We start from the raw sequence: 23,152 nt of genomic DNA, 5'->3' as shown, positions 1-23,152 counted from the left end.
ATGCATATTTAATGACTATATTTTCACTCGAAAACCACGGATATCACAACGGGGCAGCAAATGGCGACAGAGAAAGCAGCAGTAACACGGGATACTTACGATAAGGTAATTCTTCCGGTTTATGCACCCGCGCAGTTTGTGCCGGTAAAAGGCAAAGGGAGCCGTGTCTGGGATCAGCAGGGCAAGGAATATATCGATTTCTCCGGCGGCATCGCGGTGACGGCGCTGGGGCACTGCCATCCGGCGCTGGTGGCGGCGTTGAAAGAGCAGGGCGAAACCCTGTGGCACACCAGCAACGTGTTCACTAACGAACCGGCGCTGCGTTTGGCCACCAAACTGATTAATGCGACCTTTGCCGACCGCGTCTTTTTCGCCAACTCCGGCGCGGAAGCCAACGAAGCGGCATTCAAGCTGGCTCGTCATTACGCCATTACCCGCCACAGCCCGTACAAAACCAAGATCATTTCGTTTTATCAGTCGTTCCACGGTCGTACGCTGTTCACCGTTTCCGTCGGCGGCCAGCCGAAATACGCCGATGGTTTCGGCCCGAAACCGGCGGACATCGTGCACGTGCCGTTTAACGATCTGGATGCGGTAAAAGCGGTGATGGATGACCACACCTGCGCGGTGGTACTGGAACCGATTCAGGGCGAAGGCGGCATCACGCCTGCCACGCCGGCGTTTCTCAAAGGGGTTCGCGAGCTGTGCGACCAGTATCAGGCGCTGCTGGTGTTTGATGAAGTGCAGTGCGGCATGGGCCGCAGCGGCAAGCTGTTCTCTTATATGCATTACGGCATCACGCCGGACATTCTGACCACCGCCAAAGCGCTGGGCGGCGGTTTCCCGATCAGCGCGATGCTGACTACGGAAGAGATCGCGTCGGTAATGGCGGTCGGCACCCACGGCACGACTTACGGCGGCAATCCGTTGGCCTGCGCCGTGGCGGAAGCGGCGCTGGATGTGATCAATACGCCGGAAGTGTTGTCCGGAGTGGTGGATCGCCATGCGCGCTTTGTGTCCGCGCTGGAGAGTATCAACGCGCAGTACGATATTTTCGACGAAATCCGCGGCATGGGGCTGCTGCTGGGCGCGCAGCTGAAACCGGCCTGGCATGGCCGCGCCCGGGATTTCCTGGCGGCATCGGCGGATCTGGGGTTGATGGTTCTGGTGGCGGGGCCGGACGTGATTCGCTTCGTGCCGTCGCTGGTGATTACCCCGGAAGAGATCGATCAAGGCATGGCGCTGTTCGGAAAAGCAGTGGAGCGGGTGGTGAAAGGCGCGTAAGCCGCGGTTTTTCTTTCCACTAAAACGACAAGAGCGTGCCTGGGCACGCTCTTTTTGATCCGGCTGATGTTGATCCGGTGGATGATAATCAGCGGGTGCCGTACACCACGATGGTTTTACCGTGGGCGGAAATCAGGTTCTGATCTTCCAGCATTTTCAGGATACGACCGACGGTTTCGCGGGAACAGCCGACAATCTGGCCGATCTCCTGTCGGGTGATCTTGATCTGCATGCCGTCCGGGTGGGTCATGGCGTCCGGCTGCTTGGCCAGGTTGAGCAGGGTTTGCGCGATACGACCGGTAACGTCGAGGAACGCCAGGTTGCCGACTTTCTGCGAGGTCACCTGCAGGCGGCGCGCCATCTGCGAGGACAACCGCATCAGAATATCCGGGTTGACCTGAATCAGCTGGCGGAATTTTTTATAGGAAATCTCAGCGACTTCGCAGGCAGTCTTCGCCCGGACCCACGCACTGCGTTCCTGCCCATCTTCGAACAAGCCAAGTTCGCCGATAAAATCGCCCTGATTCAGATAAGAAAGAATCATTTCCTTGCCTTCTTCATCCTTGATCAGCACGGCAACCGAGCCTTTCACGATGTAGTAAAGCGTCTCTGCTTTTTCACCCTGATGAATCAGAGTGCTCTTCGATGGGTACTTGTGAATGTGGCAATGAGAAAGGAACCATTCGAGAGTCGGGTCTGTTTGCGGTTTGCCGAGAACCATTCGCTGTTATCCTCTGTTGTAATTCACTGCGCAAATCACAGGGCTCAGAGTTCCCTGTACGGCGTGATAACATAGTTATAATTCAATTCCGTCCTGGCGGAATGACGTCAGGGAATAAATATACTGAGGCTGTCTATCGGATGACGCCAGTAAGCCGGCTGCGGGTCTTGCAGAGGCTCAACATACACCGGTTTACTTCTTCGTTTGTAACACAGGTTGAGTGTAGTGTCTTGTGTTGTCTCGCTTCAGCATGATTAAGCTCTGATTATCAGGCTTTTTTGTACATAAGCGGTGTAAAATTTCAAAAATAATTGATTGAGGGCAAACTTATGCAGGCTCGGGTGAAATGGGTTGAAGGGTTAACGTTTCTTGGCGAATCCGCGTCCGGACATCAGTTGCTGATGGACGGTAACGCCGGCGATAAAGCCCCCAGCCCGATGGAAATGGTGCTGATGGCGGCAGGCGGGTGCAGCGCCATTGATGTGGTGTCTATCCTGCAGAAAGGCCGTCATGATGTGGCGGACTGCGAAGTGCGTCTGACCTCTGAACGCCGTGCGGAAGCGCCGCGCCTGTTCACCGCCATCAACCTGCACTTTATCGTTACCGGCAAGGGGCTGAACGACAAGGCGGTAGAGCGCGCGGTGTCGCTGTCGGCGGAGAAATACTGCTCCGTGGCGCTGATGCTGGAGAAGGCGGTGACGATTACCCACAGCCATGAAGTGATCGCGCTCGACTGAATTGCCTGCACGCGGCGGCTAACTTCACCGCCCGCCGCGTCGCTTAATCAATATGATTACCTTCTACTAACCGCTGCACCAGCGGCATCATGATCAACTCCATCGCCAGCCCCATTTTGCCGCCCGGCACCACCAGCGTGTTGATGTGGGAAATGAACGAACCCTGCAGCATCGCCAGCAGGTAGGGATAATCAATGTGGTCCAGCCCCTGAAAGTGGATGACCACAAAACTTTCGTCCATCGACGGAATGGCTTTGGCGGCAAACGGGTTGGAGGTGTCCACCGTCGGCACGCGCTGAAAGTTGATATGCGTGCGGGAAAACTGCGGAGTGATGTGGGTGATGTAATCTTCCATCGAACGTACGACGGAATCCATTACCGCTTCGCGGGAGTGACCGCGCTCGTTGATATCGCGCACCAGCTTTTGAATCCACTCCAGGTTGACGATCGGCACCACGCCGACCAGCAGGTCGACATGCTGCGCCACATCGTGCTGGTCGGTGACTACGCCGCCGTGCAACCCTTCGTAGAACAACAGATCGGTCGGTTCCGGCATCGGCTCCCACGGGGTGAAGGTGCCCGGCACCTGATTGTAGGGAATCGCCTCGTCGTAAGTGTGCAGGTATTTGCGGGTCTGGCCGGTGCCGCTGTGGCCGTATTCGATAAAGGAGTGTTCTAGCTGGCAGAAGTCGTTCGCTTCCGGCCCGAAATAGCTGATGTGGCGGCCCAAATCCCGCGCCTTGCGGATCGCCATATCCATTTCCGGCCGGGTGTAACGGTGATAGCTGTCGCCATCCACCAACGCGGCGCGAAGATTCAGTTGCTGGAAAATCTTGCGAAACGCCAGACTGGTGGTGGTGGTCCCCGCACCGCTGGAGCCGGTGACCGCGATAATTGGATGCTGGTGCGACATGGTGTGCAACCTCCGGTGAATGGTGCAACCTCCGGTGAATGGTGCCAACTCCGGTCAGAGATATCTGATAATTGTTAGCATGTTTATACCGCGGTGACACGCCAATTTACGTTTTTAAGCGATTGATTCAGGGCTGATACCGTTCACCGCTGCTGAGCTGACTGCGGGGCATGATATTGACGGTTTCATGCAGTTCAGACCAGACCAACACCACGTCGCCCTGCGCCAGTTGCTGGCGTACATCGGCCACTTTTTCATCCAGCGTTCGCTCCTGCTCGCCGTAGTCGGTCCCTTCGCGCAGGACGAACGATTCAATCAGGTTTTGCAGCGTTTCCGACGCCAGTTCTTGCCAGGGAATGATCATGCGTTCTGCTCCAGATAAGGGGTAAACCAGTCGGGAATACGGTGTTCCAGCCACAGTTCGGGTTTGCGCCACGACCCACCGACAAAGCCGACATGGCCGCCGCATTCCGTCAGTTGGTAGTCGATGTTGGCCGGCAATTGCGATGTATCGGGGATCACGGCCGGCGTCATGAACGGGTCGTCTTTGGCCTGAATGATCAACAACGGCTGGCGGATGTGCGATAACCGCGGCAGCGCGCTGCTGCGCCGGTAGTAGTCCGTCGCGCCGGTAAACCCATGCAGCTGTGACGTCACCAGGTCGTCAAACTCCCGCAGGCGATGTACCTGACGTAGCCGTTCGGCGGAAATCGGCAGGCTGCCGGGGTAGGCGGAAAGTTTGCGCAAGGCGCTGCGGCGCAACAGATTAAGCAGATACGACTGGTACAGCCGGGAAAACCCGTGCTCCAGACGGTGGCTGCAAGGCTCCAGCATCAACGGCGCGGAGACGATCGCCGCGGCGTTCAGCGTGACGGGCGCGTCCTGACCGCTCAGCAGGCAAGCCAGCATGTTGCCGCCCAGCGATACCCCGACCGCCGCCGTGGGCGCGGCGCCCAGCGTCTGGTTCAGCCAGTGCAGAAAATAGCGGGCGTCTTCGGTTTCGCCGGCGTGATAGGCGCGCGGCAGACGGTTGGGCTGCCCGCCACAACCGCGAAAGTGCATCACCACCGCCAGCCAGCCGCGCCGCTGGCAGGCGGTCATCAACCCGTGGGCGTAAGGGCTGTGGAAACTGCCCTCCAGACCATGAAACAGCACCACGCGAGGTTTGTGTTTCGCCTGAGCCGGCGTTTCGCTCCAGGCGAGATCGACAAAATCCCCGTCCGGCATAGTCAGCCGCTGCCAGACCGGTTTCAGCGCCGGATGGCGTCGAAGCAGGCGCGGCAGCAGAGTCTGCAGATGGGGATTGCGCACGCCCGGCAAGGGCTGAAAACACTCGCTACGGTGAGAAGAATTATTCATAACCAGAAAGCCATGATGAAAAGGTGTCGTGATGCCCGTGGCGGCGATGCCTGTAGCGGCATCGCGAAAAGCTTGTCTGCATCACATCACGCTGCTAGGTTGTGACGTCCCTTCTGTTACAGGATTGTCGTTTCATGGAGCACTTCAGTCTGTTTCTTTCAATGCTCGGTTTCTTGTGGGTCGCCGCCATTACGCCCGGCCCCAATAATATGCTACTTACCGCCTCCGCCGCCAATTTTGGCGTATTGCGTTCTATGCCGTTGATGCTGGGCATCATGGTCGGCATGCAAAGCATGTTGCTGCTGGTGGCGCTGGGGCTGGGGAGCGTGATCCTGCTTTATCCGTCGCTGCATCTGGCGTTGAAGGTGCTGGGCAGCGCCTATCTGCTATGGTTATCGTGGAAGATCGCCACCGCGGCGTATGAAAAACTGGATACCGACACCGCGCCGTCGGCGCCGATACCGCTGTATCAGGGCGGGTTGCTGCAATTCCTCAATCCGAAGGCCTGGCTGATGGCGTTGGGCGCGGTGGCGGGGTTTAGCCTGGCAGGCGACGGTTACGCAGGGTCGGTGGTGGCTATCAGCATTGCGATGGTGTGCGTCAATTTCGTGGCTGGGGTTATCTGGCTGGGATTCGGCGCGATGATCGGCCGCTTGTTGCGTAGCCCGCGCGCCTGGAAGATTTTCAATCTCGCGATGGGGTTGCTGACGGCGACCTGCGTGCTGATGATCTGGCATTGATGGGTGCGGCGGGCCGTGCGTTGCCCGCCGTTTGGGCGTGAAGTCGGGTTTTTACCCCTGGCTTTCCGCGTCGCGCAGCAACTGCTCCAGTTGCTCCTGCGCATCCAGCCAGGCCATTTCGGCGTTTTCCAGATCCGCTTTCGTCGCGCTTTGCTTTTGCAGGCACTCGGTCAGTTCGCTTTTACGGCTGACGTCATAAAGCGCGCTGTCGGCCAGGCGTTCTTCCACTGCGGTCAGCGCGGTTTGCAGTTTCTCCATCTGTTGTTCCAGTTGGGTAATCTGCTTACGCAGCGGTTGGGTCAGCGTGCGTAACTCGGCGTCGCGCCGTTTCTGATCCTTCCTCGACTGAGCGCTGTTGGCGGCGTTGTCTCTGGAGGCGGATTCCGTTGCGTTATCCTGCTTCTGCGCATCCAGCAGCCATTGTTGGTAATCCTCCAGATCGCCGTCAAACGGTTCGACCTTGCGGTCATGCACCAGATAGAGATCGTCGGTGGTGGATCGGATCAGGTGACGATCATGAGACACCACGACCAGCGCGCCTTCGAAGTCGATCAACGCCTCGGTCAACGCCTGACGCATGTCGAGATCCAGGTGGTTGGTCGGTTCGTCGAGCAGCAGCAGGTTGGGGCGCTGCCAGACGATCAGCGCCAGCACCAGCCGTGCTTTCTCGCCGCCGGAAAAGCGCTCGGTAGGCTCGGTCACCTTGTCGCCCCGGAAATCAAAACCGCCGAGGTAGTCGCGCAACTGCTGCTCGGTTTCCCGTTCCGCCAGCCGGACAAGGTGCTGCAACGGCGACTCGTCGGGACGCAGGAACTCCAGCTGATGCTGGGCGAAATAGCCAAGACGCACGCCTTTGGCCAGGCCGATGTCGCCGCTGAACGGCTGAAGCTCGCCCGCCAGTAGCTTGATGAGCGTCGATTTCCCGGCGCCGTTGTGGCCGAGCAACCCGATGCGCGAACCGGGCACCAGATTGAGTTTGATGGAATCCAGAATCAGACGGTCGCCGTAGCCCGCGCTGACTTTTTCCATCCGCAACAGCGGGTTGGGCAACGCTTCCGGCGCCCGGAAGCTGAAGCGGAATGGGTTGTCGACGTGGGCCGGGGCGATAAGCTCCATGCGTTCCAGCATCTTGATACGGCTTTGCGCCTGCTTGGCCTTGCTGGCTTTGGCGCGAAAACGGTCGATGTAGTGCTGCAGGTGGGCGACCCGTTCCTGCTGATGCTGGTACATCGCCTGCTGTTGAGACAGGCGGGTGGCGCGCTGCTGCTCGAACGAGGTGTAGTTACCGGTGTATTCGAACAGGGTTTCCTGCTCGATATGCAGAATCCGGTTGGCGATCGGGTCGAGAAAATCCCGATCGTGGGAGATCAGCACCAGCGTGCCGGGATAGTTCTTCAGCCACTTCTCCAGCCAGATCACCGCGTCCAGATCCAAGTGGTTGGTCGGCTCGTCGAGTAGCAGTAAATCGGAACGGCAAATCAGCGCCTGCGCCAGATTCAGGCGCATACGCCAGCCGCCGGAGAAGTCGCTGACGGGCTGTTGCAACTGTTCCTGCTGAAAGCCGAGCCCGTTGAGCAGGCTGGCGGCGCGCGCCTGAATCGACCAGGCCTGAACGGCGTCCAGCTTGCCGTGCAGGGTGGCGATGGCGTTGCCGTCGTTGCGGGCATTCGCCGCGTCCAGGTCGGCTTCCAACTGGCGGAACTCGCGGTCGCCGTCGATCACGTAATCAATCGCCGATCGCGCCAGCGCCGGGGTTTCCTGATTGACCCACGCCAGCGCCCAGTTTTGCGGAAAGGTTACGCTGCCGCCGTCGGCGCTGATTTCCCCTTTCAGCAACGACAACAGGGTTGATTTGCCACAGCCGTTTTTACCGACCAGGCCGACTTTTTGGCCGGGGTTGACGGTAGCGGTGGCGTTGTCCAGCAGTACCCGGGTACCGCGTCGAATTTGCAAGGAGGAGAAAACAATCATAACGCGCCAAATGTTCAAATATGTTAAATTACCGATCGGGTATCAGGACTGCCGTGTCCTGTTGTATTGCTGCGCAGCATGGTAGCCGAAAATACCTGCAATGACGACGCTTTGGAGGGGAATGATGTCGCAGCCACCAAAAATTTTGCTGCTGTTTGCCCATCCGGAATCCCAGGATTCGGTCGCGAATAAGCTGTTATTACAATCCGCCCGCCAGCTTGGGCATGTCACCGTGCACGATCTTTACGCGCACTATCCTGATTTTTTTATCGATATTCATCATGAGCAGCAGTTGCTGCGCGAGCATCAGCTGATCGTGTTTCAGCATCCGCTTTATACCTACAGTTGCCCGGCTTTGTTGAAAGAGTGGCTGGATAGGGTGCTGACCCGCGGCTTTGCCAACGGGGTCGGCGGTAATGCGCTTGCCGGAAAATACTGGCGATCGGTGGTGACGACCGGCGAGCAGCAAGACGCTTACCGGTCTTCGGGTGTGAATCGTTACACGATGGATGACGTATTGAGACCGTTTGAAATGACGGCGACCATGTGCCACATGCACTGGCTGTCGCCGCTGGTGATTTACTGGGCCCGGCGCTTGCCGCCGGATGTATTGCAAGAGCATGCCAGAGCCTATGGCGACTGGCTGGCGTCGCCATTTCCGCGCGGAGAATCCTAGCACATGGAAACCTCTTCTTTGCTGAATGCCGGCGTGCTGTTTCTGTTTGTTGCCGTGTTGATGGTGCCGATCGCCGCCCGTTTGGGAATCGGCGCGGTGCTGGGGTATTTGCTGGCCGGTATCGCCATCGGTCCGTGGGGGTTGGGCTTCATTCGTGATGTGGAAGCCATCCTGCATTTTTCCGAGCTGGGCGTGGTGTTCCTGATGTTTATCATCGGTCTGGAACTGGACCCGGCCAAGCTGTGGCGGCTGCGGCGTTCTATTTTCGGCACCGGCGCGGCGCAGGTGCTGTTGAGCGCCGCGGTGCTGGGCGGCGCGCTGTATCTGAGCCAGTTTTCCTGGCAGGCGGCGCTGATTGGCGGTATTGGACTGGCGATGTCTTCCACCGCCATCGCGCTGCAGCTGATGCGCGAAAAAGGCATGAACCGCAACGAGTCCGGCCAGCTCGGCTTTTCCGTGCTGCTGTTTCAGGACCTGGCGGTGATCCCGGCGCTGGCGCTGATTCCGGTGATGGCGGGCGTGCAGGGCGAGCTGGATGACTGGCGTCAGGTGGTGCTGAAGGTGGTGGCGTTCGGCGGCATGTTGATCGGCGGCCGCTATCTGGTGCGTCCGCTGTTCCGTTTTATCGCCGCCTCGGGCGTGCGGGAAGTGTTTACCGCCGCCGCGCTGTTGCTGGTGCTGGGCTCCGCGCTGTTCATGGACGCGCTGGGGCTGTCGATGGCGCTCGGTACCTTTATTGCCGGCGTCCTGCTGGCGGAAAGCGAATACCGTCATGAACTGGAAATTTCCATTGAGCCATTCAAAGGGCTGTTGCTGGGACTGTTCTTCATTTCGGTAGGGATGTCGCTCAATCTCGGCGTGCTGTACGCCAATATCCTGATGGTGTTGGCGGGCGTGGCGATCCTGGTGGTGGTGAAAGGGTTTATCCTGTACCTGCTGGCGCGGTTGTACGGGCTGCGTTCCTCCGAACGCCTGCAGTTCGCCGGGGTGTTGAGTCAGGGCGGGGAGTTCGCCTTTGTGCTGTTTTCCTCCGCCGCCACCCACAAAGTGCTGAAAGGGGCGCAGTTGCCGCTGCTGCTGGTGACGGTGACCCTGTCGATGATGGTGACGCCGATCCTGATGCAGTTGATCGACCGTATTCTGGCGCGCCGTTTCAATGCGCAGGAAGAGCCGGACGAAACGCCGTACGTGGAAAACGATGAGCCGCAGGTGATCGTGGTGGGATTCGGTCGTTTCGGGCAGGTGATCGCCCGTTTGCTGATGGCCAACAAAATGCGCATCACCGTGCTGGAGCGCGATATCAGCGCCGTCAGCCTGATGCGCAGCTACGGCTACAAGGTCTATTACGGCGACGCCACCGAGCTGGAGTTGTTGCGCGCCGCCGGCGCGGCACAGGCTCAGTCCATCGTGATTACGTGTAATGAGCCGGAAGACGCGATGACCATCGTGCATCTGTGCCAGCAGCATTTCCCTCACCTGGAAATTCTGGCCCGTGCGCGCGGCCGTGTGGAGGCGCACGAGTTTTTGCAGGTCGGCGTGACGCAGTTCTCGCGCGAAACCTTCTCCAGCGCGCTGGAGCTGGGCCGCAAAACGCTGATCTCATTAGGGATGCATCCCCATCAGGCTTACCGGGCGCAACAGCATTTCCGGCGGCTCGACATGCGCATGCTGCGCGAACTGATGCCGCAGCGCCAAGGCGATGTGGCGCAGATTTCCCGCGTTAAGGAAGCCCGCCGCGAGCTGGAGGATATCTTCGAGCGCGAAATGCTGCGTGAGCGACGTCGACCGGACGACTGGGACGAACACTAGGCGCATTCGCGGCGTACCGCAGTATGCCGCGAACGCAGACCATCAGGATACATCAAGAAAGGGAGCCGGAGGGCAACCATGCGGAAACGTTTTATTGCCGGGGCGGTATGCCCGAAGTGCCACTCGCAGGATACGCTGGCGGTGGGGCGCGAGGGCGACGATGAGGTGGTGGTGTGCGTGCACTGCGGTTATCAGCAGAGCCAGTCGGAAACGCCGCCAAAAGCCGCCACCCCGCCTGCCGGCGAAATCATCGGTATGTTTCGCCCGGAATAGGGCGACACAAGCCTTAAGTCATTGCTGCCGGCCAGCGTTGCCGGGATAGTTTATCGCAGACAGTTTTTTTATCCCGGACAGTACATGGGGACGTTTTTCCGCTACAATTTGCGCAAAATCGATTTCCAACGCTAGGAGATATCATGAAAGTAGCAAAAGACCTGGTGGTCAGCCTGGCCTATCAGGTACGTACGGAAGATGGTGTATTGGTTGATGAGTCTCCGGTGAGCGCACCGCTGGACTATCTGCATGGTCACGGCTCGCTGATTTCCGGTCTGGAAAAAGCGCTGGAAGGCCGCGATGTGGGCGAGCGTTTTGACGTCAGCGTCGGCGCCAACGATGCCTACGGCGAATATGATGACAATCTGGTTCAGCGCGTGCCGAAAGACGTGTTTGTCGGCGTGGACGAGCTGCAGGTCGGCATGCGTTTCCTGGCCGATACCGATCAGGGTCCGGTGCCGGTAGAAATCACCGAAGTGCAGGACGATCACGTCGTGGTTGACGGCAACCACATGCTGGCGGGTCAGAACCTGAAATTCAACGTGGAAGTGGTCGCTATCCGCGAAGCGACGGAAGAAGAACTGGCGCACGGCCATGTACACGGCGCGCACGATCATGACCACGATCACGACGGTTGCTGCGGCGGCCACGGTCATGATCACGACCACGATCATGACCACGGTAAAGGCGGTTGCGGCGGTAACGGCGGCTGCGGTTGCCACCACTGATTTGCCCTTCCCCGAAAAGGCCGCGTTTGCGGCCTTTTTCTTTTTTGTGTCAGGGACTGAGTTGTCAGGGCACGATCGGCGCTTTGGTTTTTTGCAGCGAACGCATGAACGTGTCGTTCAGATGCAGGTGCTGTTCCACCAGTGTCGGCGGCGTGAGCGCCAGCCATTGATTCAGGGAGATGTCCGCGTAGTGGTCGCTCTTGAACAGTTCCAGAAAGCGTAGTGGCGTGGTGCCGGTGTTCTCCACATAGTGCCCCATAGCGAACGGCACATAACCGACGTCGCCGGCCCGAAAATCGAACGTTCGCGCCTGCCCGGACGAAGCAAATACCCCCATCCGTCCTTCCCCTTCGAGATAGTACTGCCATTCGTCATTGTTGGGGTGCCAGTGCAGTTCCCGCATCGCGCCGGGCTCCAGCTCCACCAGCGCGGCGGCGATGGTTTTGGACACCTTGAACACCGAGGAGTCGGTAATGCGCACCGTGCCACCCTTCATCTTGATTGGGGTTTGCGCCAGCATGCGGTGACTGAATGGGTTGGCGACCTGACCGGCGCCGCCAAACGCGCCTTTGTCGATCGACCCCGGCACCGGCGCGGCAAAGATGTACTCTTCGGACGGGCTGGGCAGATGGCTGAAGGTTTCTACCGGTACGCCGAAGTTTTTTGCCAGCACCTCCGGCGGTACATGTTTGAACCAGTCGCTAAGTAAAAAGGTGCTGTCTTCGTCGAAGTTACCGCTGTCAAACGCCAGCAGAAATTCACAACCATCCGGCCCCAATCCCTGAATCGAGTGCGGTACGCCGGGCGGGAAGTACCATAAATCGCCGACGCCCAGATCGTCGACAAACCAGCGTCCCTCGGCGTCGATGGCGGTGATGCGGGCATTGCCGTACAGCATATAAGCCCATTCGCCTTCCTTGTGCCAGTGCAGTTCACGGATGCCGCCGGCGTTGAGGCGCATGTCAACGCCGGCGATGGTGGTGGAAATGCCCAGTTCTCGCTGCGTCACCTGACGCGTCCAGCCGCCGCTGCCTTTGCGTATGTGTGCGTCGCTAAAAGAAAAACGCAGGTTGGGCAGGGTGCCGTTGTCGGTCAACGGCGGGTTGACCAGGTCCGGGTTCTGCGCTTGCCGCAGTGGGTTTTGCGGGCCGGGATCATTACCGCCCTGGCCGTTGCCGGTCCACGGAATGGCGTTGTCTTGCGCATGCAGTTTACCGGCGGCCAGCGCGACGGTTCCACCGACAGTAAACGCCATAAAGTTTCGACGAGTTAATGCATTCATTAGCGACTCCCTTGCTGAGTGATCGTGGTGTCATGATTGACGTGGGTATCATTCGAATGTGTTTTTCCGTGTGGGCACATCGCTACCCACAGCCGGTTACAGTTAAACGTTATTTATTCTTGTGGTGGAGGGATGTCGTTTCATCCCTTTAGGGAAGGCGAGTTGTAAGGATGTGTTGGCAATAAATATAAATATAATTTATGTGTTTGCGGTGAGTAATGGTGAAAAAACAGGCTGGTTGATTTTTTGTTTAATTAATGTGTCTTTTTTGTTTTATGAAGAGCACGTTCTGATAAAAACAGCTTGGGCGGGTTGGTTGGGGGGATAAATCAGGCCGATGTGGTTCAGTCATACTCGTTTACACGTTGTGTACCCGTCCGGGCAAAACCGTCCATCATAAAAACCGCATCATCATGAAAACCCAACGCCTCCCGTGGGAGGCGTTGAAAGCACATCAGTCAGCGACGCCGGTTACTCTTTTCCCATCAGCATTGCGTCCTGCGGGGCATTGTCGCGCTGGGAACGCGTCATCAGGAAATAGCTGTAGCCCGTCAGCATCAGCACGATGAACAAGCCGCCAATCACCGGGTTAAACCACAGCATGGCTATCAGGCACACCACGGACAGCGCCAGTGCGATAGCCGGGATGATCGGATAGCCCGGCGCATGGAAAGTACGATGCAGGCCCGGTTCGGTACGACGCAGGTGGAACAGACTCAGCATACTCATCATGTACATTACGTTGGCGCCGAACACCGCCATGGTGATCATCGCGGCGGTCAGGCTCATCCCCTGCAGGTTGATCCAGCTGTCGCTGAAGATAGTAGCGATGCCAATCACGCCCCCGGTCAGAATGGCGCGGTGCGGCGTCTGAAAACGGGACAGCTTCGCCAGACCGGCGGGCAGGTAACCGGCGCGGGCCAGCGCGAAGAACTGGCGGGAATAGCCGAGGATGATGCCGTGGAAACTGGCGATTAGTCCGAACAGCCCGATCCACACCAGCATGTGCATCCAGCCGGAGTTTTCACCCACCACGGCTTTCATCGCCTGCGGCAGCGGGTCGTTGATGTTGGACAGGGTGCGCCAGTCGCCCACGCCGCCAGCCATAATCATGACCCCGAGCGCCAGCACCACCAGCGTGATGATGCCGCTGATGTAGGCTTTGGGGATGGTGCGCTGCGGATCTTTGGCTTCCTCGGCGGCCATGGCGGCGCCTTCAATCGCCAGAAAGAACCAGATAGCGAAAGGAATGGCGGCGAAGATGCCGGAGATAGCCGGGCTGCCGAAATTATCGCTGCCGGCCCAGCCGTTGGCGACAAAGTGGCTGATGCTGAAACCCGGCGCCACCACGCCCATGAACACCAGTAGCTCAATGACCGCCAGCACGGTGACAAACAGTTCGAACATCGCCGCCAGTTTCACGCCCAGAATATTCAGCGTCATGAAGATCAGATAAGCCCCGGTGGCCGCGTAGCGCGGATCCAGCGACGGATACTGCACGTTGAGATAGGCGCCGATAGCCATCGCGATCGACGGCGGGGCGAAGACGAACTCGATCAGGGTCGCCATGCCGGCAATCAGGCCGCCGGTTTCGCCGAAGGCGCGGCGGCTGTAAGCGAACGGGCCGCCGGCGTGAGGAATGGCGGTGGTCAGCTCGGTAAAGCTGAAAATAAAGCAGGTATACATGGCGGCGATAATCAGGGTAGTGACGAGAAAGCCTAATGTTCCCGCCACGCCCCAGCCGTAGCTCCAGCCAAAGTACTCGCCGGAAATCACCAGACCGACGGCGATTCCCCACAGATGAAGCGTACCCAGGGTGGGTTTTAACTGCATTGTCATGACGCTCTCCCCTACAAGACGCGGGATGAAAACAGCCGGTTTTCATCACCCCTATTTATAAGAATCAGTTAGTTATAAAAACCATCGGGTTGTAACAACCGTTTGCTGTTGTCTGCGACGGGCACGCCCGCTAGGTCCGCATGTTTCGATAATGCCGCTGACGGTCGGCCGGCGACTTGACATCCGCGCGGAGATTTTTGCGCTCTGCGGTCAAACCGGGGGAATTCGACCGGGAGGTGTCGCGTACGGTCAATTTGCGGCATTGCGACGTCAAGCATCGTAACGGGAGTGATCACATCCTGAGAGCCGATCACCCGGATAACACCCGGTCTGGCCCTCTTTGGATGAGATAACACGTATGGCAGAACAGGACATGGCAGAGCAGTACATGGCAGAGCAGTACGATACCCTTGATAACACCACCCTGGACCAACTGGCCGCGCTGGCCATGACACGTTACCCACCTGCATTGCAGGGGCAGCTCGCCCTGCTGTGTCGTTCGGAAAACGCCACCTATCGGCTGGTCGCGGGCGGTAAACGTTACGCGATGCGCATTCATCGGCCTGGCTATCATCAGCGCGAGGATATTGCCGGCGAACTGTCCTGGCTGGATGCGTTGCGGGAAGAAGGGATTACGGTGCCGCAGGCGCTGACCGGGCTGGATGGCGAAACGGTGCAAACGGTGACGACGGCGGATGGCACGGTGCGCAATGTGGTGCTGTTTCACTGGATTGAAGGCGAGATGCCAACCACGGCAGTCGATGCCGCCGCCTTTGAACAACTGGGCGTGATCACCGCCCGTTTGCATCAGCACAGTCGCCGCTGGGCGCGTCCGATCGGCTTTCGTCGTCTGGTCTGGGACCATGACACCATGGTGGGGGCGCACGGTCACTGGGGACGCTGGCAGGACGCGCCCAACCTGAAAGCGGAAGACCACGGCATCATCGAGGAAACGCTGGCGCAGGTGCGCGACGCGCTAACGCACTACGGCAAAGACAGCCAGCGTTATGGCCTGATTCACGCGGATTTGCGCCTGACCAACCTGCTGTTGCTGAACGGCGAAACCCGGGTGATCGATTTTGACGATTGCGGCTTCAGTTGGTATCTGCACGATTTGGCGGCGGCGATCAGTTTCGTGGAGCACCACCCCAGCGCGCCCGCGTGGGTGGAAGGCTGGCTCAGCGGCTATCAGCGCGTCTGTCCGCTTAGCGAGGCGGATCGGGCGGTGATCCCGTCGTTGTTGATCCAGCGCCGTATCCAGTTGATGGCCTGGGCGGGTTCTCATAGCCAAACCGAACAGGCGATCGGCCTGGGAGCGGACTGGAGCGATCACACCGTGCGGTTGTGTCGTCGCTATCTGAACAAGGAAGCGCTGCCGGTCGGCGCCTGAGCCGATCGTCGCGGCAACTGCACCACAACAGCGCACCGTGGGATCGCCGTGGTGCCGCTCTGTCTTACGACGCCAGTTAAATCAGTGACTTGTGAATGGTATGGAAATTGCAGGTCTATGATATTTCGTTGGTTGTGTGTGAGGCAGGAATCATGGAAACCACGTCTTTTCGGCTGCCGCCGGTCGCCGGGCTGCCCATCGGGCACCGGGGCGTTCTGGCCGCCGCCGCATCGGGCCTGACCGATTTTATCGGTGAAAAAGGCGGTGATGCGGACCGCATTCTGGGCATCAGCGGCATCAACCCCGAACTGCTGGCTTGCCCGACGCTCAGTGTCGGGCTGGTGAATTACTGCCGGGTGCTGGAGGAGGCCGCCCGCTATTCGGATTGCGATAATTTCGGGCTGCATTACGGCCGGCAGTTCAAGCCGCAGGCGCTGGGGTTGATAGGCTATGTTGGGTTATGCAGTGCCACTCTGGAGCAGGCATTGCATAACGTAGTCAATGCCTTTCCCTTTCATCAGCACGATACGCTGATCCGTCTGGTGGACAAGGGCGACTGCTGGCGTTTCGACTATCAGGTGCGTCACGGCGCCATCCTGCACTGCCGTCAGGATGCGGAACTGACGCTGGGGATGATGTTGAACCTGATTCGTCATGCGGCCGGCAAAAACTGGGCGCCGCGGGAAGTGCATTTTGAGCATCCTCGCCCTGAACAGTGGCATGAGCACTGCAAGGCGTTCGACGCGCCGGTTTACTTCGATCAACCGTTCAATTCTCTGCTGATCCCCAAACGCGACCTGATGCGAGCCATGCCGGATCATGATCCGCTGTTGCTGCTGGTGGTGCAGGATTCCCTGCGCCGGCTGAACAGCGACGTTCCCCAGCAGAGCGTGGTGGATATGGCGCGCGCCCGACTGCGTCAGGTGTTGCCGCAAGGCGAGCCGTCGCTGGAAGAGGTGGCGGAAAACATCGGTCTATCGAGCTGGTCGTTGCAGCGGCGGCTGAAAGACGAAGGCATTACTTTCACCCAACTGGTGGAGAAGGTGCGTTGCGAGATGGCGACCCATTATCTGCAGCAGCGTCAGCTGTCGATTTCCGAGATGGCGTTCCTGCTGGGTTACTCTGAGGTCAGCGCTTTCTCCCGCGCGTTCCGTCGCTGGTTCGGCATCAGCCCGCGGCAGTGGCGCAAGGCATAGTCTGTCGCGATCGGCGGGTCACGATGACCGGGTTAAGCGATGACAGGGTTAGGTCATACGACGACTGGGTTAATAGTGCGGCGGCGGCGTCTCTTCCGACTGCGACGCAATCATTGATGGCGATGTCGCCCGCAGTTTTTCGGTCATTAGCCGCAGTTGTTCGCGCAGCCTGACCATTTCCAGTTCGTGCTGCACGACGGTCTGGTTCAATTCTTCAATGGTGACCTCCTGAAAAGCCAGACGACTTTCCAGTAATTCGAGCCGTTGTTCCAGTGCTGACAGTGACATCTTTATTTCCTCCCGTGCAGTGTGCGCAGAGTGTGTCAGAAAGCGGAAAGTTCTGGTAGCAAAACCATACGCCGTCGGGCGTAAATCCTGGCATTCAGAATTTTTCGCTATCCGGTGCGGCGCGTCGTTGTATTGTCTTTGCGCGCAACGTTATAGTAGCTGGCGAAATGTTAATGTTGCCGGGGCATGGTGCTCCGAATGTTGGAGAGATGGATGAAATCACTGTTTAAAGTCACACTGCTGACGGCAGCCATGGGACTGGCGCTGAGTACGGGTGTTATGGCGGCGGACGCGGCCAAGACCACTGATGCCGCGGCGGCAACCTCTGCCCCAGCGGCAGCGGACGCAGCGAAAGCGGCGGCGGGCAAATTCAAGAGCGATGAAGAAGCCGCAGCATACGCACTGGGTGCGTCGCTGGGTCGCTACATGGACAACTCCCTGAAAGAGCAGGAAAAGCTGGGCATCAAACTGGACAAGCAACAGCTGATTCAGGGTGTTCAGGACGCGTTTGCCGACAAGAGCAAGCTGTCTGACGAAGAGATCGAGAAAACCCTGCAATCGTTTGAAGGCCGTGTGAAAGAAGCCGCTCAGGCCAAAATGCAGCAGGATGCCAAAGACAACGCGGATAAAGGCACCAAATTCCGTGATGCCTTCGTCAAAGAAAAAGGCGTGAAGAAAACTGAGTCCGGCCTGCTCTATCAGGTAGAGAAGGAAGGGACCGGCGCGGCGCCGAAAGACAGCGATACCGTAGTGGTGAACTACAAAGGTACGCTGGTTGACGGTTCCGAGTTCGACAACTCCTACAAGCGCGGCGAACCGCTGTCTTTCCGCCTGGACGGCGTAATCCCGGGCTGGACCGAAGGCCTCAAGCATGTGAAGAAAGGCGGTAAGATCAAGCTGGTCATCCCGCCGGCGCTGGCTTACGGCGAAGCGGGCGTTCCGGGGATCCCGGCTAACTCCACGCTGGTGTTCGAAGTCGAACTGCTGGACATCAAATCGGATGCCGACGCTAAAGGCGCTGCGCCGAAAGCGGAAAAACCGGCTGACGACAAGGCTAAGAAAGCCGCTCAGTAATCGACTGACCGCCGCCGGTGGCGGCGTCGGCACGATGGTGATACCGCCTGCTCATCAGAGCCGGCGGTATTTTTTTGCCCTAACGGGCGGCGGTACTGCGTATGCCCGGCAACTGCATGTTGCGGGTGAACAGGAGCGAACCGGTCAGCCGGCGCCGTCCTCGTAGCAGATGATGCCATTGCTGTGGCGCTTGAAAACGACGCGGGCCTGCGTCCCGGTGCGGTCACGCCGGTTCTCCAGAAAGAACTCGCCGTGGTGCAACTGCACGATGCGGGTCACGATGCTCAGCCCGAGCCCGATACCGCCGTAGCGGGTATCCATACGTACAAACGCCTTGGTCAGTTCTCCCACCTGGGACTCGTTGATTCCCGGCCCCTCGTCCGCGACGACCAGTTCACAGCCGCCGTTGGAATAGTCGGTGATCCTGACGGTAATGGTGCTGTTTTCCGGGCTGTATCGGTAAGCGTTTTCCACCAGATTGCGCAGCAGTAACTGCAGTAGCGTCGCATTGCCCGGTACGGTTCCGGTTTGCGTGTCCGACCGCCAGTCGAGCTGCTGGTGACGTAGGGTCGCCATTTCCTCCAGCTCTTCCTGTTTTGGCGTAATCACATCGTCAACCAGGGACACCGACTCGTAGTGGCCGGCGGCGAGTTCGTTCCCGACCCGAGCCAGCAACAGCAACTGTTCGATGGTTTTAGTCAGATGGTCGACGCGTTTGATTAATGGCTGGCAGTCGATGTGGTGCACTTGCTCGTGCAATTCCAGGCTTAGCCGGATGCCGGCCAGCGGGGTGCGCAACTCATGCGCGACGTTCGAGGCGAAGAGCCGGTCGCGGCGCAGCGATTCGCTAAAGCGCGTAAACAGCTGGTTCATGCTGGCGATTACGGCTGCGACTTCGGTGAGATTGCTTTGTTGCTGGAGCGGTTCCAGATTTTCAGCGCTCCGATTTTGCAACTCCTGCTGCAGTTCGGTAAGTGGGCGTGTAAGACGACTGATGGCCTGTGCGCATATTAATAAGGTGGCGGTAACCATGACCAGGCCCGGCAGACTGAGAGCGGCTATCGCTTCATAAATCTCGAACTGGATATCGTCTTCGCGCGATTGCGCGGTCAGCGCCTGATTAACCAGCAGCTGAATTTGCTCCTTACTCTCGTACCATAACCAAAACACGCTGATAAGCTGACAAATCAGCAAGATACAACCAAGCGTCAGGATCAGCTGCTTCCTGATGCTGGTGGTGCGATCCGGAAGAGAACGGGGGATGAGCCTCATGTCTGATCACCCTTGGTCAGCAGATAGCCGAAACCGCGCAGGGTCTTAATCCGATTTTTGCCGATCTTCTGCCGTAGGTTGTGGATATGCACTTCCAGCGAATTGGAGGAGGGGTCGTCGTCCCAGCTGTAAAGGTCCTGATGCAGCACTTCGCGGTGTACCTGTGAACCGGCCTTGAGGATCAGCCGGGACAGAATGGCGAACTCTTTGGGGGTCAGGACGATGGGTTTATCGTCCAGCATGACCTGTTGATTGTTGAGATCGAGCGTGATGTTGTCTACCCGGATCCAGCTGTCGCTGGATCCCTGATGGCGGCGGATCAGTGCGCGGACCCGCGCCTGAAATTCGCTCAGCGCAAAGGGTTTTATCATGTAATCGTCTGCGCCGACGTCCAGCCCGGTAACGCGATCGTCCACCGTGTCGCGGGCGGTCAGGATTAACACCGGTTGCTGGTAGTGGTTCCGCCGCCAGCGGTTTAGCAGGGTGAGGCCATCTTCATCCGGCAACCCCAGATCCAGCACCACCAGGCTGTAGTGGGCGCTGGTGATCAGGGCATCCGCTTCTTTGGCGGTGGAAGCGCAATCGCAGACATACCCTTCGTTGCGCATCGCCTGCAATAATCCTTCCTGTAACAACGTATCATCTTCAACAATCAAAAGTTTCATGAAGTGCCCCGACACGGTTGAAGAATATCAAGCGGCGCCTGATATTCCGCTGTCGCAATGTTAAACATGCCCAGAACGGTATGGAACAGATTGTCCTGGGAAAAACGTTGCTGACCGGCCTGCTTGCGCATGCAACTGTCGTCGATGGAAAACTGTTGCTGATAGCCGCCGGAAAGCCACATCAGCATCGGGATATGAGTTTGTTGTGTGGGCGCGACCGCGTACGGCATGCTGTGCAGGTAAATCCCGTCTTCGCCCAGTGACTCGCCGTGGTCGGAAAGATAAACCAAAGCGGTGTTAAATTTATCCTGATGCCCTTTCAAGACATTAATTGCCTTATCAACAATATAGTCTACGTAGAGAATCGTATTATCGTAAGTATTGATTAATGATTCTCGCGAGCATGTCTGGATCTGATTGGTATCGCAGGTTGGGGTGAATTTTCGAAAGGCGTCGGGATAGCGCTGATAATAGGCCGGCCCGTGGCTGCCCATCGTATGCAGCACAATGATGCCGTCGTTGTTCAGCTGATTGATGTAATCTTCGACGCCGCTGAACAATGCCTCGTCATGGCATTCCCCATCAATGCACTGGCCGGGCAGATTCAGCGCGGTGATATCCGTGCTCGGCACGCGATCGCAGGCGCCTTTGCAGCCGCCGTCGTTCTCCTGCCAGCGCACGTTGACGCCGGCGTGCTGCAGCACATCCAGCAATCCTTCCTGATGGGCGGCCAGTTGTTCATCGTAGCCGGCGCGCGGCATGTTGGAGAACATGCAGGGAACGGAAACCCCGGTGGAGGTGCCGCAGGACGCCGTCTGACTGAAATAGATCACATTGTCGTTGGCCAGCCGCGGGTTGGTGGGTTTGCTGTAGCCGCCGAGCGAAAAGTTCTCGGCACGGGAGGTTTCCCCCACCACCAGAATCACCAGATTCTTTTTGGCATCATCATTCGGCAGCGGCTTTTTATGCGCATCCAGCCCAATTTGCACCAGCGGTAAATTGGCTTGCGCGTGATGACGGTAATAGGAAATGTTGGCGAAAATAATATTGCTGGGGGTCAGCGATTTCACCAGCTCCTTATTATTTCGCATCAGCGAGGCGTAATCTTTATAGAAAAAGGTGGCGACCAGCAGAATGGCGACAATCGACATCAGGATGCTGAAGCAGCGGGAGCCAATCGCTATCCAGCTTATCGGCGTCGGTTTGATTTTAACCCACAGCGCGCCCAGCGCGGGAACAAGGCCCAGCAGCGTCAACCAGAGCAGGTACTGCGGCGTCACCAGCGCCATCGATTCCGCCATGTTGGTTTCAAACACGTTTTGCATCATGGTGCGGTCGATGATGATGCCGTAGTTGATCATGAAATATTGTACCGCCGCGCCGCCCACCAACAGCAGGGCGACCACGCCCTGACGCAGCCAGGAAATCGCCAACAGGGTGAACAAAATATTCAGTACCGCGAAAATGACGACGGGCATGGTGGCCAGGAATAATCCATCCCGCCAGGTGTTGATAGCGACCAGATGCGAAACCTGGCGGTAGTAGGCGATATTTTGTATCAGGGTAATGAAGGCAGCGAACACCAGATTATAGGTAAAGCTGCTCCAGACCGGGCGGGAGAGGCGAGACATTTTAAACATTGCGGATAGCCATCCATGCGGGGGAAATATGATGTGTCGCACTCTAAACCGCATAAATTAAATCAACCTTAAGAGAGGTGACGCTGGTCCGGCCATGAAATACAAAGGACGACGCAAGGGTTATTTGATAGACTGATAATCCTGTCAATACGATGATAAATGACGTTGAGGGTGGTGCCTGCCATGTCTACTTCGCTTGTTACTGGCGAATCCAATGACCTTGATTTGCTGGACCAGCGTCCGTTCACGCAGACGGATTATGAAATCCTGAAATCGTATGAAGCAGTGGTCGACGGTCTGGCGATGCTGATCGGCGATCATTGCGAAATCGTGCTGCACTCGCTGGACGACCTGAAATGCTCGGCGGTCCGTATCGCCAATGGCGAGCACACCGGACGGAAAATCGGCTCACCCATTACCGATCTGGCGTTGCGCATGCTGCACGATATGGCAGGCGAAGACAGCAGCGTTTCCAGAGCGTATTTCACCCGCGCCAAAAGCGGTGTATTGATGAAGTCGGTAACCATCGCTATCCGCAACCGCGAACAGCGCGTGATCGGGCTTTTGTGCATCAATATGAATCTCGACGTCCCCTTCTCGCAGATCATGCAAACCTTCATGCCGCCTGAAATCAAGGAAGTGGCATCCTCCGTCAACTTTGCGTCTTCGGTGGATGAGCTGGTGGCGCAGACGCTGGAATTCACCATCGAAGAGGTGAACGCCGATCGCAACGTCTCCAACAATGCCAAGAACCGCCAGATTGTGCTCAATCTCTATGAGAAAGGCATCTTTGATATCAAGGACGCCATCAATCAGGTGGCCGACCGGCTGAATATTTCCAAGCACACCGTCTACCTCTATATCCGTCAGTTCAAGAGCGGCGACTTCAGCGGGCACGATCGTTAATGCTGAGTTACTGCCTGCTGGTGACCGGGCCCGCCTATGGCACGCAGCAAGCCAGCAGCGCGTTTCAGTTCGCGCAGGCTTTGCTGACGCAAGGATATCGGCTGCAGAGCGTTTTCTTCTACCGTGAAGGGGTATTGAACGCCAACCAGCTTACCGCGCCGGCCAGCGACGAGTTTGATCTGGTGCGGGCCTGGCGGCAACTGGCGCAGACCCATCAGGTGGAACTCAATGTATGCGTGGCGGCGGCGCTGCGTCGCGGCGTGACTGACGCGCAGCAGGCGGAACAGTTACAGTTGGCGGGGGCGAATCTCCAGCCGGGGTTTACCCTGAGCGGATTAGGCGAACTGTCGCAGTCGGTACTGCGCTGCGATCGCGTCGTTCAGTTTTAG

At 58.0% G+C, this 23,152-nt stretch carries 23 protein-coding genes; 12 read left to right on the top strand and 11 right to left on the bottom strand.

The window, feature by feature from the left end:
• Positions 1 to 60 precede the first annotated feature (60 nt).
• Positions 61 to 1,284 carry a bifunctional acetylornithine/succinyldiaminopimelate transaminase gene (argD, locus tag CVE23_RS20420; protein WP_100850237.1) on the top strand — a complete coding sequence of 408 codons (1,224 nt, stop codon included), beginning with the start codon at positions 61 to 63 and terminating at the stop codon, positions 1,282 to 1,284.
• 88 nt (positions 1,285 to 1,372) lie between these two features.
• Here the strand turns inward: argD and crp are convergent, their stop codons facing one another.
• Complete coding sequence (gene crp, locus CVE23_RS20415; protein WP_012768072.1) at positions 1,373 to 2,005, bottom strand: cAMP-activated global transcriptional regulator CRP; 633 nt, start codon at positions 2,003 to 2,005, stop codon at positions 1,373 to 1,375.
• 329 nt (positions 2,006 to 2,334) lie between these two features.
• Between crp and CVE23_RS20410 the strand changes: the two genes are divergently transcribed.
• The gene (locus CVE23_RS20410; protein WP_038664988.1) at positions 2,335 to 2,742 is read left to right on the top strand and encodes an OsmC family protein; all 408 of its coding nucleotides are present in this window, start codon (positions 2,335 to 2,337) and stop codon (positions 2,740 to 2,742) included.
• 43 nt (positions 2,743 to 2,785) lie between these two features.
• On the opposite strand, the gene CVE23_RS20405 is transcribed toward CVE23_RS20410, so the two are convergent.
• The 3 genes from CVE23_RS20405 to CVE23_RS20395 form a co-directional block, all read right to left on the bottom strand.
• Positions 2,786 to 3,655, bottom strand: coding sequence for a phosphoribulokinase (locus tag CVE23_RS20405; RefSeq protein ID WP_038920414.1), 870 nt, complete (start codon positions 3,653 to 3,655; stop codon positions 2,786 to 2,788).
• 127 nt (positions 3,656 to 3,782) lie between these two features.
• On the bottom strand, positions 3,783 to 4,019 hold the full coding sequence (locus tag CVE23_RS20400; protein WP_038664995.1) for a YheU family protein: 237 nt from the start codon (positions 4,017 to 4,019) through the stop codon (positions 3,783 to 3,785).
• Positions 4,016 to 5,014, bottom strand: coding sequence for a hydrolase (locus tag CVE23_RS20395; RefSeq protein WP_100850236.1), 999 nt, complete (start codon positions 5,012 to 5,014; stop codon positions 4,016 to 4,018). The genes CVE23_RS20400 and CVE23_RS20395 overlap by 4 nt, the downstream gene beginning before the upstream one ends.
• Positions 5,015 to 5,148: 134 nt before the next feature.
• Here CVE23_RS20395 and CVE23_RS20390 point away from each other — a divergent pair, with 134 nt between their 5' ends.
• Positions 5,149 to 5,754, top strand: coding sequence for a LysE family translocator (locus tag CVE23_RS20390; protein ID WP_038920412.1), 606 nt, complete (start codon positions 5,149 to 5,151; stop codon positions 5,752 to 5,754).
• A 51-nt stretch (positions 5,755 to 5,805) separates the two neighbouring features.
• On the opposite strand, the gene CVE23_RS20385 is transcribed toward CVE23_RS20390, so the two are convergent.
• The gene (locus tag CVE23_RS20385; protein WP_038921147.1) at positions 5,806 to 7,725 is read right to left on the bottom strand and encodes an ABC transporter ATP-binding protein; all 1,920 of its coding nucleotides are present in this window, start codon (positions 7,723 to 7,725) and stop codon (positions 5,806 to 5,808) included.
• Between the two features lie 124 nt (positions 7,726 to 7,849).
• On the opposite strand from CVE23_RS20385, the gene kefG reads away from it, so the two are divergent.
• The 4 genes from kefG to slyD all read left to right on the top strand — a co-directional run bounded on the left by kefG (position 7,850) and on the right by slyD (position 11,211).
• On the top strand, positions 7,850 to 8,401 hold the full coding sequence (gene kefG, locus CVE23_RS20380) for a glutathione-regulated potassium-efflux system ancillary protein KefG (RefSeq protein WP_038665004.1): 552 nt from the start codon (positions 7,850 to 7,852) through the stop codon (positions 8,399 to 8,401).
• Between the two features lie 3 nt (positions 8,402 to 8,404).
• A complete protein-coding gene (gene kefB / locus CVE23_RS20375) occupies positions 8,405 to 10,210 on the top strand; it encodes a glutathione-regulated potassium-efflux system protein KefB (RefSeq protein ID WP_038920411.1) in 1,806 nt (601 codons plus the stop codon).
• A 78-nt stretch (positions 10,211 to 10,288) separates the two neighbouring features.
• A complete protein-coding gene (locus CVE23_RS20370; protein WP_038920410.1) occupies positions 10,289 to 10,483 on the top strand; it encodes a YheV family putative zinc ribbon protein in 195 nt (64 codons plus the stop codon).
• Between the two features lie 143 nt (positions 10,484 to 10,626).
• Complete coding sequence (slyD, locus tag CVE23_RS20365) at positions 10,627 to 11,211, top strand: peptidylprolyl isomerase (RefSeq protein ID WP_038920409.1); 585 nt, start codon at positions 10,627 to 10,629, stop codon at positions 11,209 to 11,211.
• A 64-nt stretch (positions 11,212 to 11,275) separates the two neighbouring features.
• On the opposite strand, the gene CVE23_RS20360 is transcribed toward slyD, so the two are convergent.
• Positions 11,276 to 12,493, bottom strand: a complete 1,218-nt coding sequence (locus CVE23_RS20360) for an oxalate decarboxylase family bicupin (RefSeq protein WP_100850235.1) — start codon at positions 12,491 to 12,493, stop codon at positions 11,276 to 11,278.
• Positions 12,494 to 12,964: 471 nt separating this feature from the next.
• Positions 12,965 to 14,332, bottom strand: coding sequence for an ethanolamine permease (gene eat / locus CVE23_RS20355; RefSeq protein ID WP_100850234.1), 1,368 nt, complete (start codon positions 14,330 to 14,332; stop codon positions 12,965 to 12,967).
• 373 nt (positions 14,333 to 14,705) lie between these two features.
• Here eat and CVE23_RS20350 point away from each other — a divergent pair, with 373 nt between their 5' ends.
• Positions 14,706 to 15,722 carry a phosphotransferase enzyme family protein gene (locus tag CVE23_RS20350; RefSeq protein ID WP_100850508.1) on the top strand — a complete coding sequence of 339 codons (1,017 nt, stop codon included), beginning with the start codon at positions 14,706 to 14,708 and terminating at the stop codon, positions 15,720 to 15,722.
• Between the two features lie 152 nt (positions 15,723 to 15,874).
• Positions 15,875 to 16,918, top strand: a complete 1,044-nt coding sequence (gene qhpR / locus CVE23_RS20345; protein WP_038665028.1) for an AraC-like transcriptional regulator QhpR — start codon at positions 15,875 to 15,877, stop codon at positions 16,916 to 16,918.
• Between the two features lie 69 nt (positions 16,919 to 16,987).
• On the opposite strand, the gene CVE23_RS20340 is transcribed toward qhpR, so the two are convergent.
• Positions 16,988 to 17,206, bottom strand: coding sequence for a protein SlyX (locus CVE23_RS20340; protein WP_038665031.1), 219 nt, complete (start codon positions 17,204 to 17,206; stop codon positions 16,988 to 16,990).
• A gap of 213 nt (positions 17,207 to 17,419) precedes the next feature.
• Here CVE23_RS20340 and fkpA point away from each other — a divergent pair, with 213 nt between their 5' ends.
• Positions 17,420 to 18,280 (top strand): FKBP-type peptidyl-prolyl cis-trans isomerase, encoded by an 861-nt coding sequence (fkpA, locus tag CVE23_RS20335; RefSeq protein WP_038665034.1) that lies wholly within the window; start codon positions 17,420 to 17,422, stop codon positions 18,278 to 18,280.
• A gap of 144 nt (positions 18,281 to 18,424) precedes the next feature.
• Here fkpA and pmrB read toward each other — a convergent pair whose 3' ends face one another.
• From pmrB to eptA, 3 genes are read right to left on the bottom strand one after another with little or no spacing between them, the layout of a single operon-like run.
• The gene (gene pmrB, locus CVE23_RS20330) at positions 18,425 to 19,552 is read right to left on the bottom strand and encodes a two-component system sensor histidine kinase PmrB (protein WP_038920405.1); all 1,128 of its coding nucleotides are present in this window, start codon (positions 19,550 to 19,552) and stop codon (positions 18,425 to 18,427) included.
• On the bottom strand, positions 19,549 to 20,217 hold the full coding sequence (gene pmrA, locus CVE23_RS20325; RefSeq protein WP_038920404.1) for a two-component system response regulator PmrA: 669 nt from the start codon (positions 20,215 to 20,217) through the stop codon (positions 19,549 to 19,551). Before pmrA ends, pmrB begins: the two co-directional genes overlap by 4 nt.
• Entirely contained in the window at positions 20,214 to 21,857 is a 1,644-nt protein-coding gene (gene eptA / locus CVE23_RS20320) for a phosphoethanolamine transferase EptA (protein WP_038920403.1), read from the bottom strand. Before eptA ends, pmrA begins: the two co-directional genes overlap by 4 nt.
• Positions 21,858 to 22,040: 183 nt before the next feature.
• On the opposite strand from eptA, the gene CVE23_RS20315 reads away from it, so the two are divergent.
• Both CVE23_RS20315 and tusD read left to right on the top strand, forming a co-directional pair.
• Positions 22,041 to 22,763, top strand: coding sequence for a helix-turn-helix transcriptional regulator (locus CVE23_RS20315; protein ID WP_013319711.1), 723 nt, complete (start codon positions 22,041 to 22,043; stop codon positions 22,761 to 22,763).
• The gene (gene tusD, locus CVE23_RS20310) at positions 22,763 to 23,152 is read left to right on the top strand and encodes a sulfurtransferase complex subunit TusD (RefSeq protein WP_038920402.1); all 390 of its coding nucleotides are present in this window, start codon (positions 22,763 to 22,765) and stop codon (positions 23,150 to 23,152) included. Before CVE23_RS20315 ends, tusD begins: the two co-directional genes overlap by 1 nt.

The sequence above is a fragment of the Dickeya fangzhongdai genome (genome assembly GCF_002812485.1).
In the GTDB taxonomy this organism is placed as follows: Bacteria; Pseudomonadota; Gammaproteobacteria; order Enterobacterales; family Enterobacteriaceae; genus Dickeya; species Dickeya fangzhongdai.
Note: the sequence above shows the minus strand (reverse complement) of the source record. Positions and strands in the feature narration are given on the sequence as shown.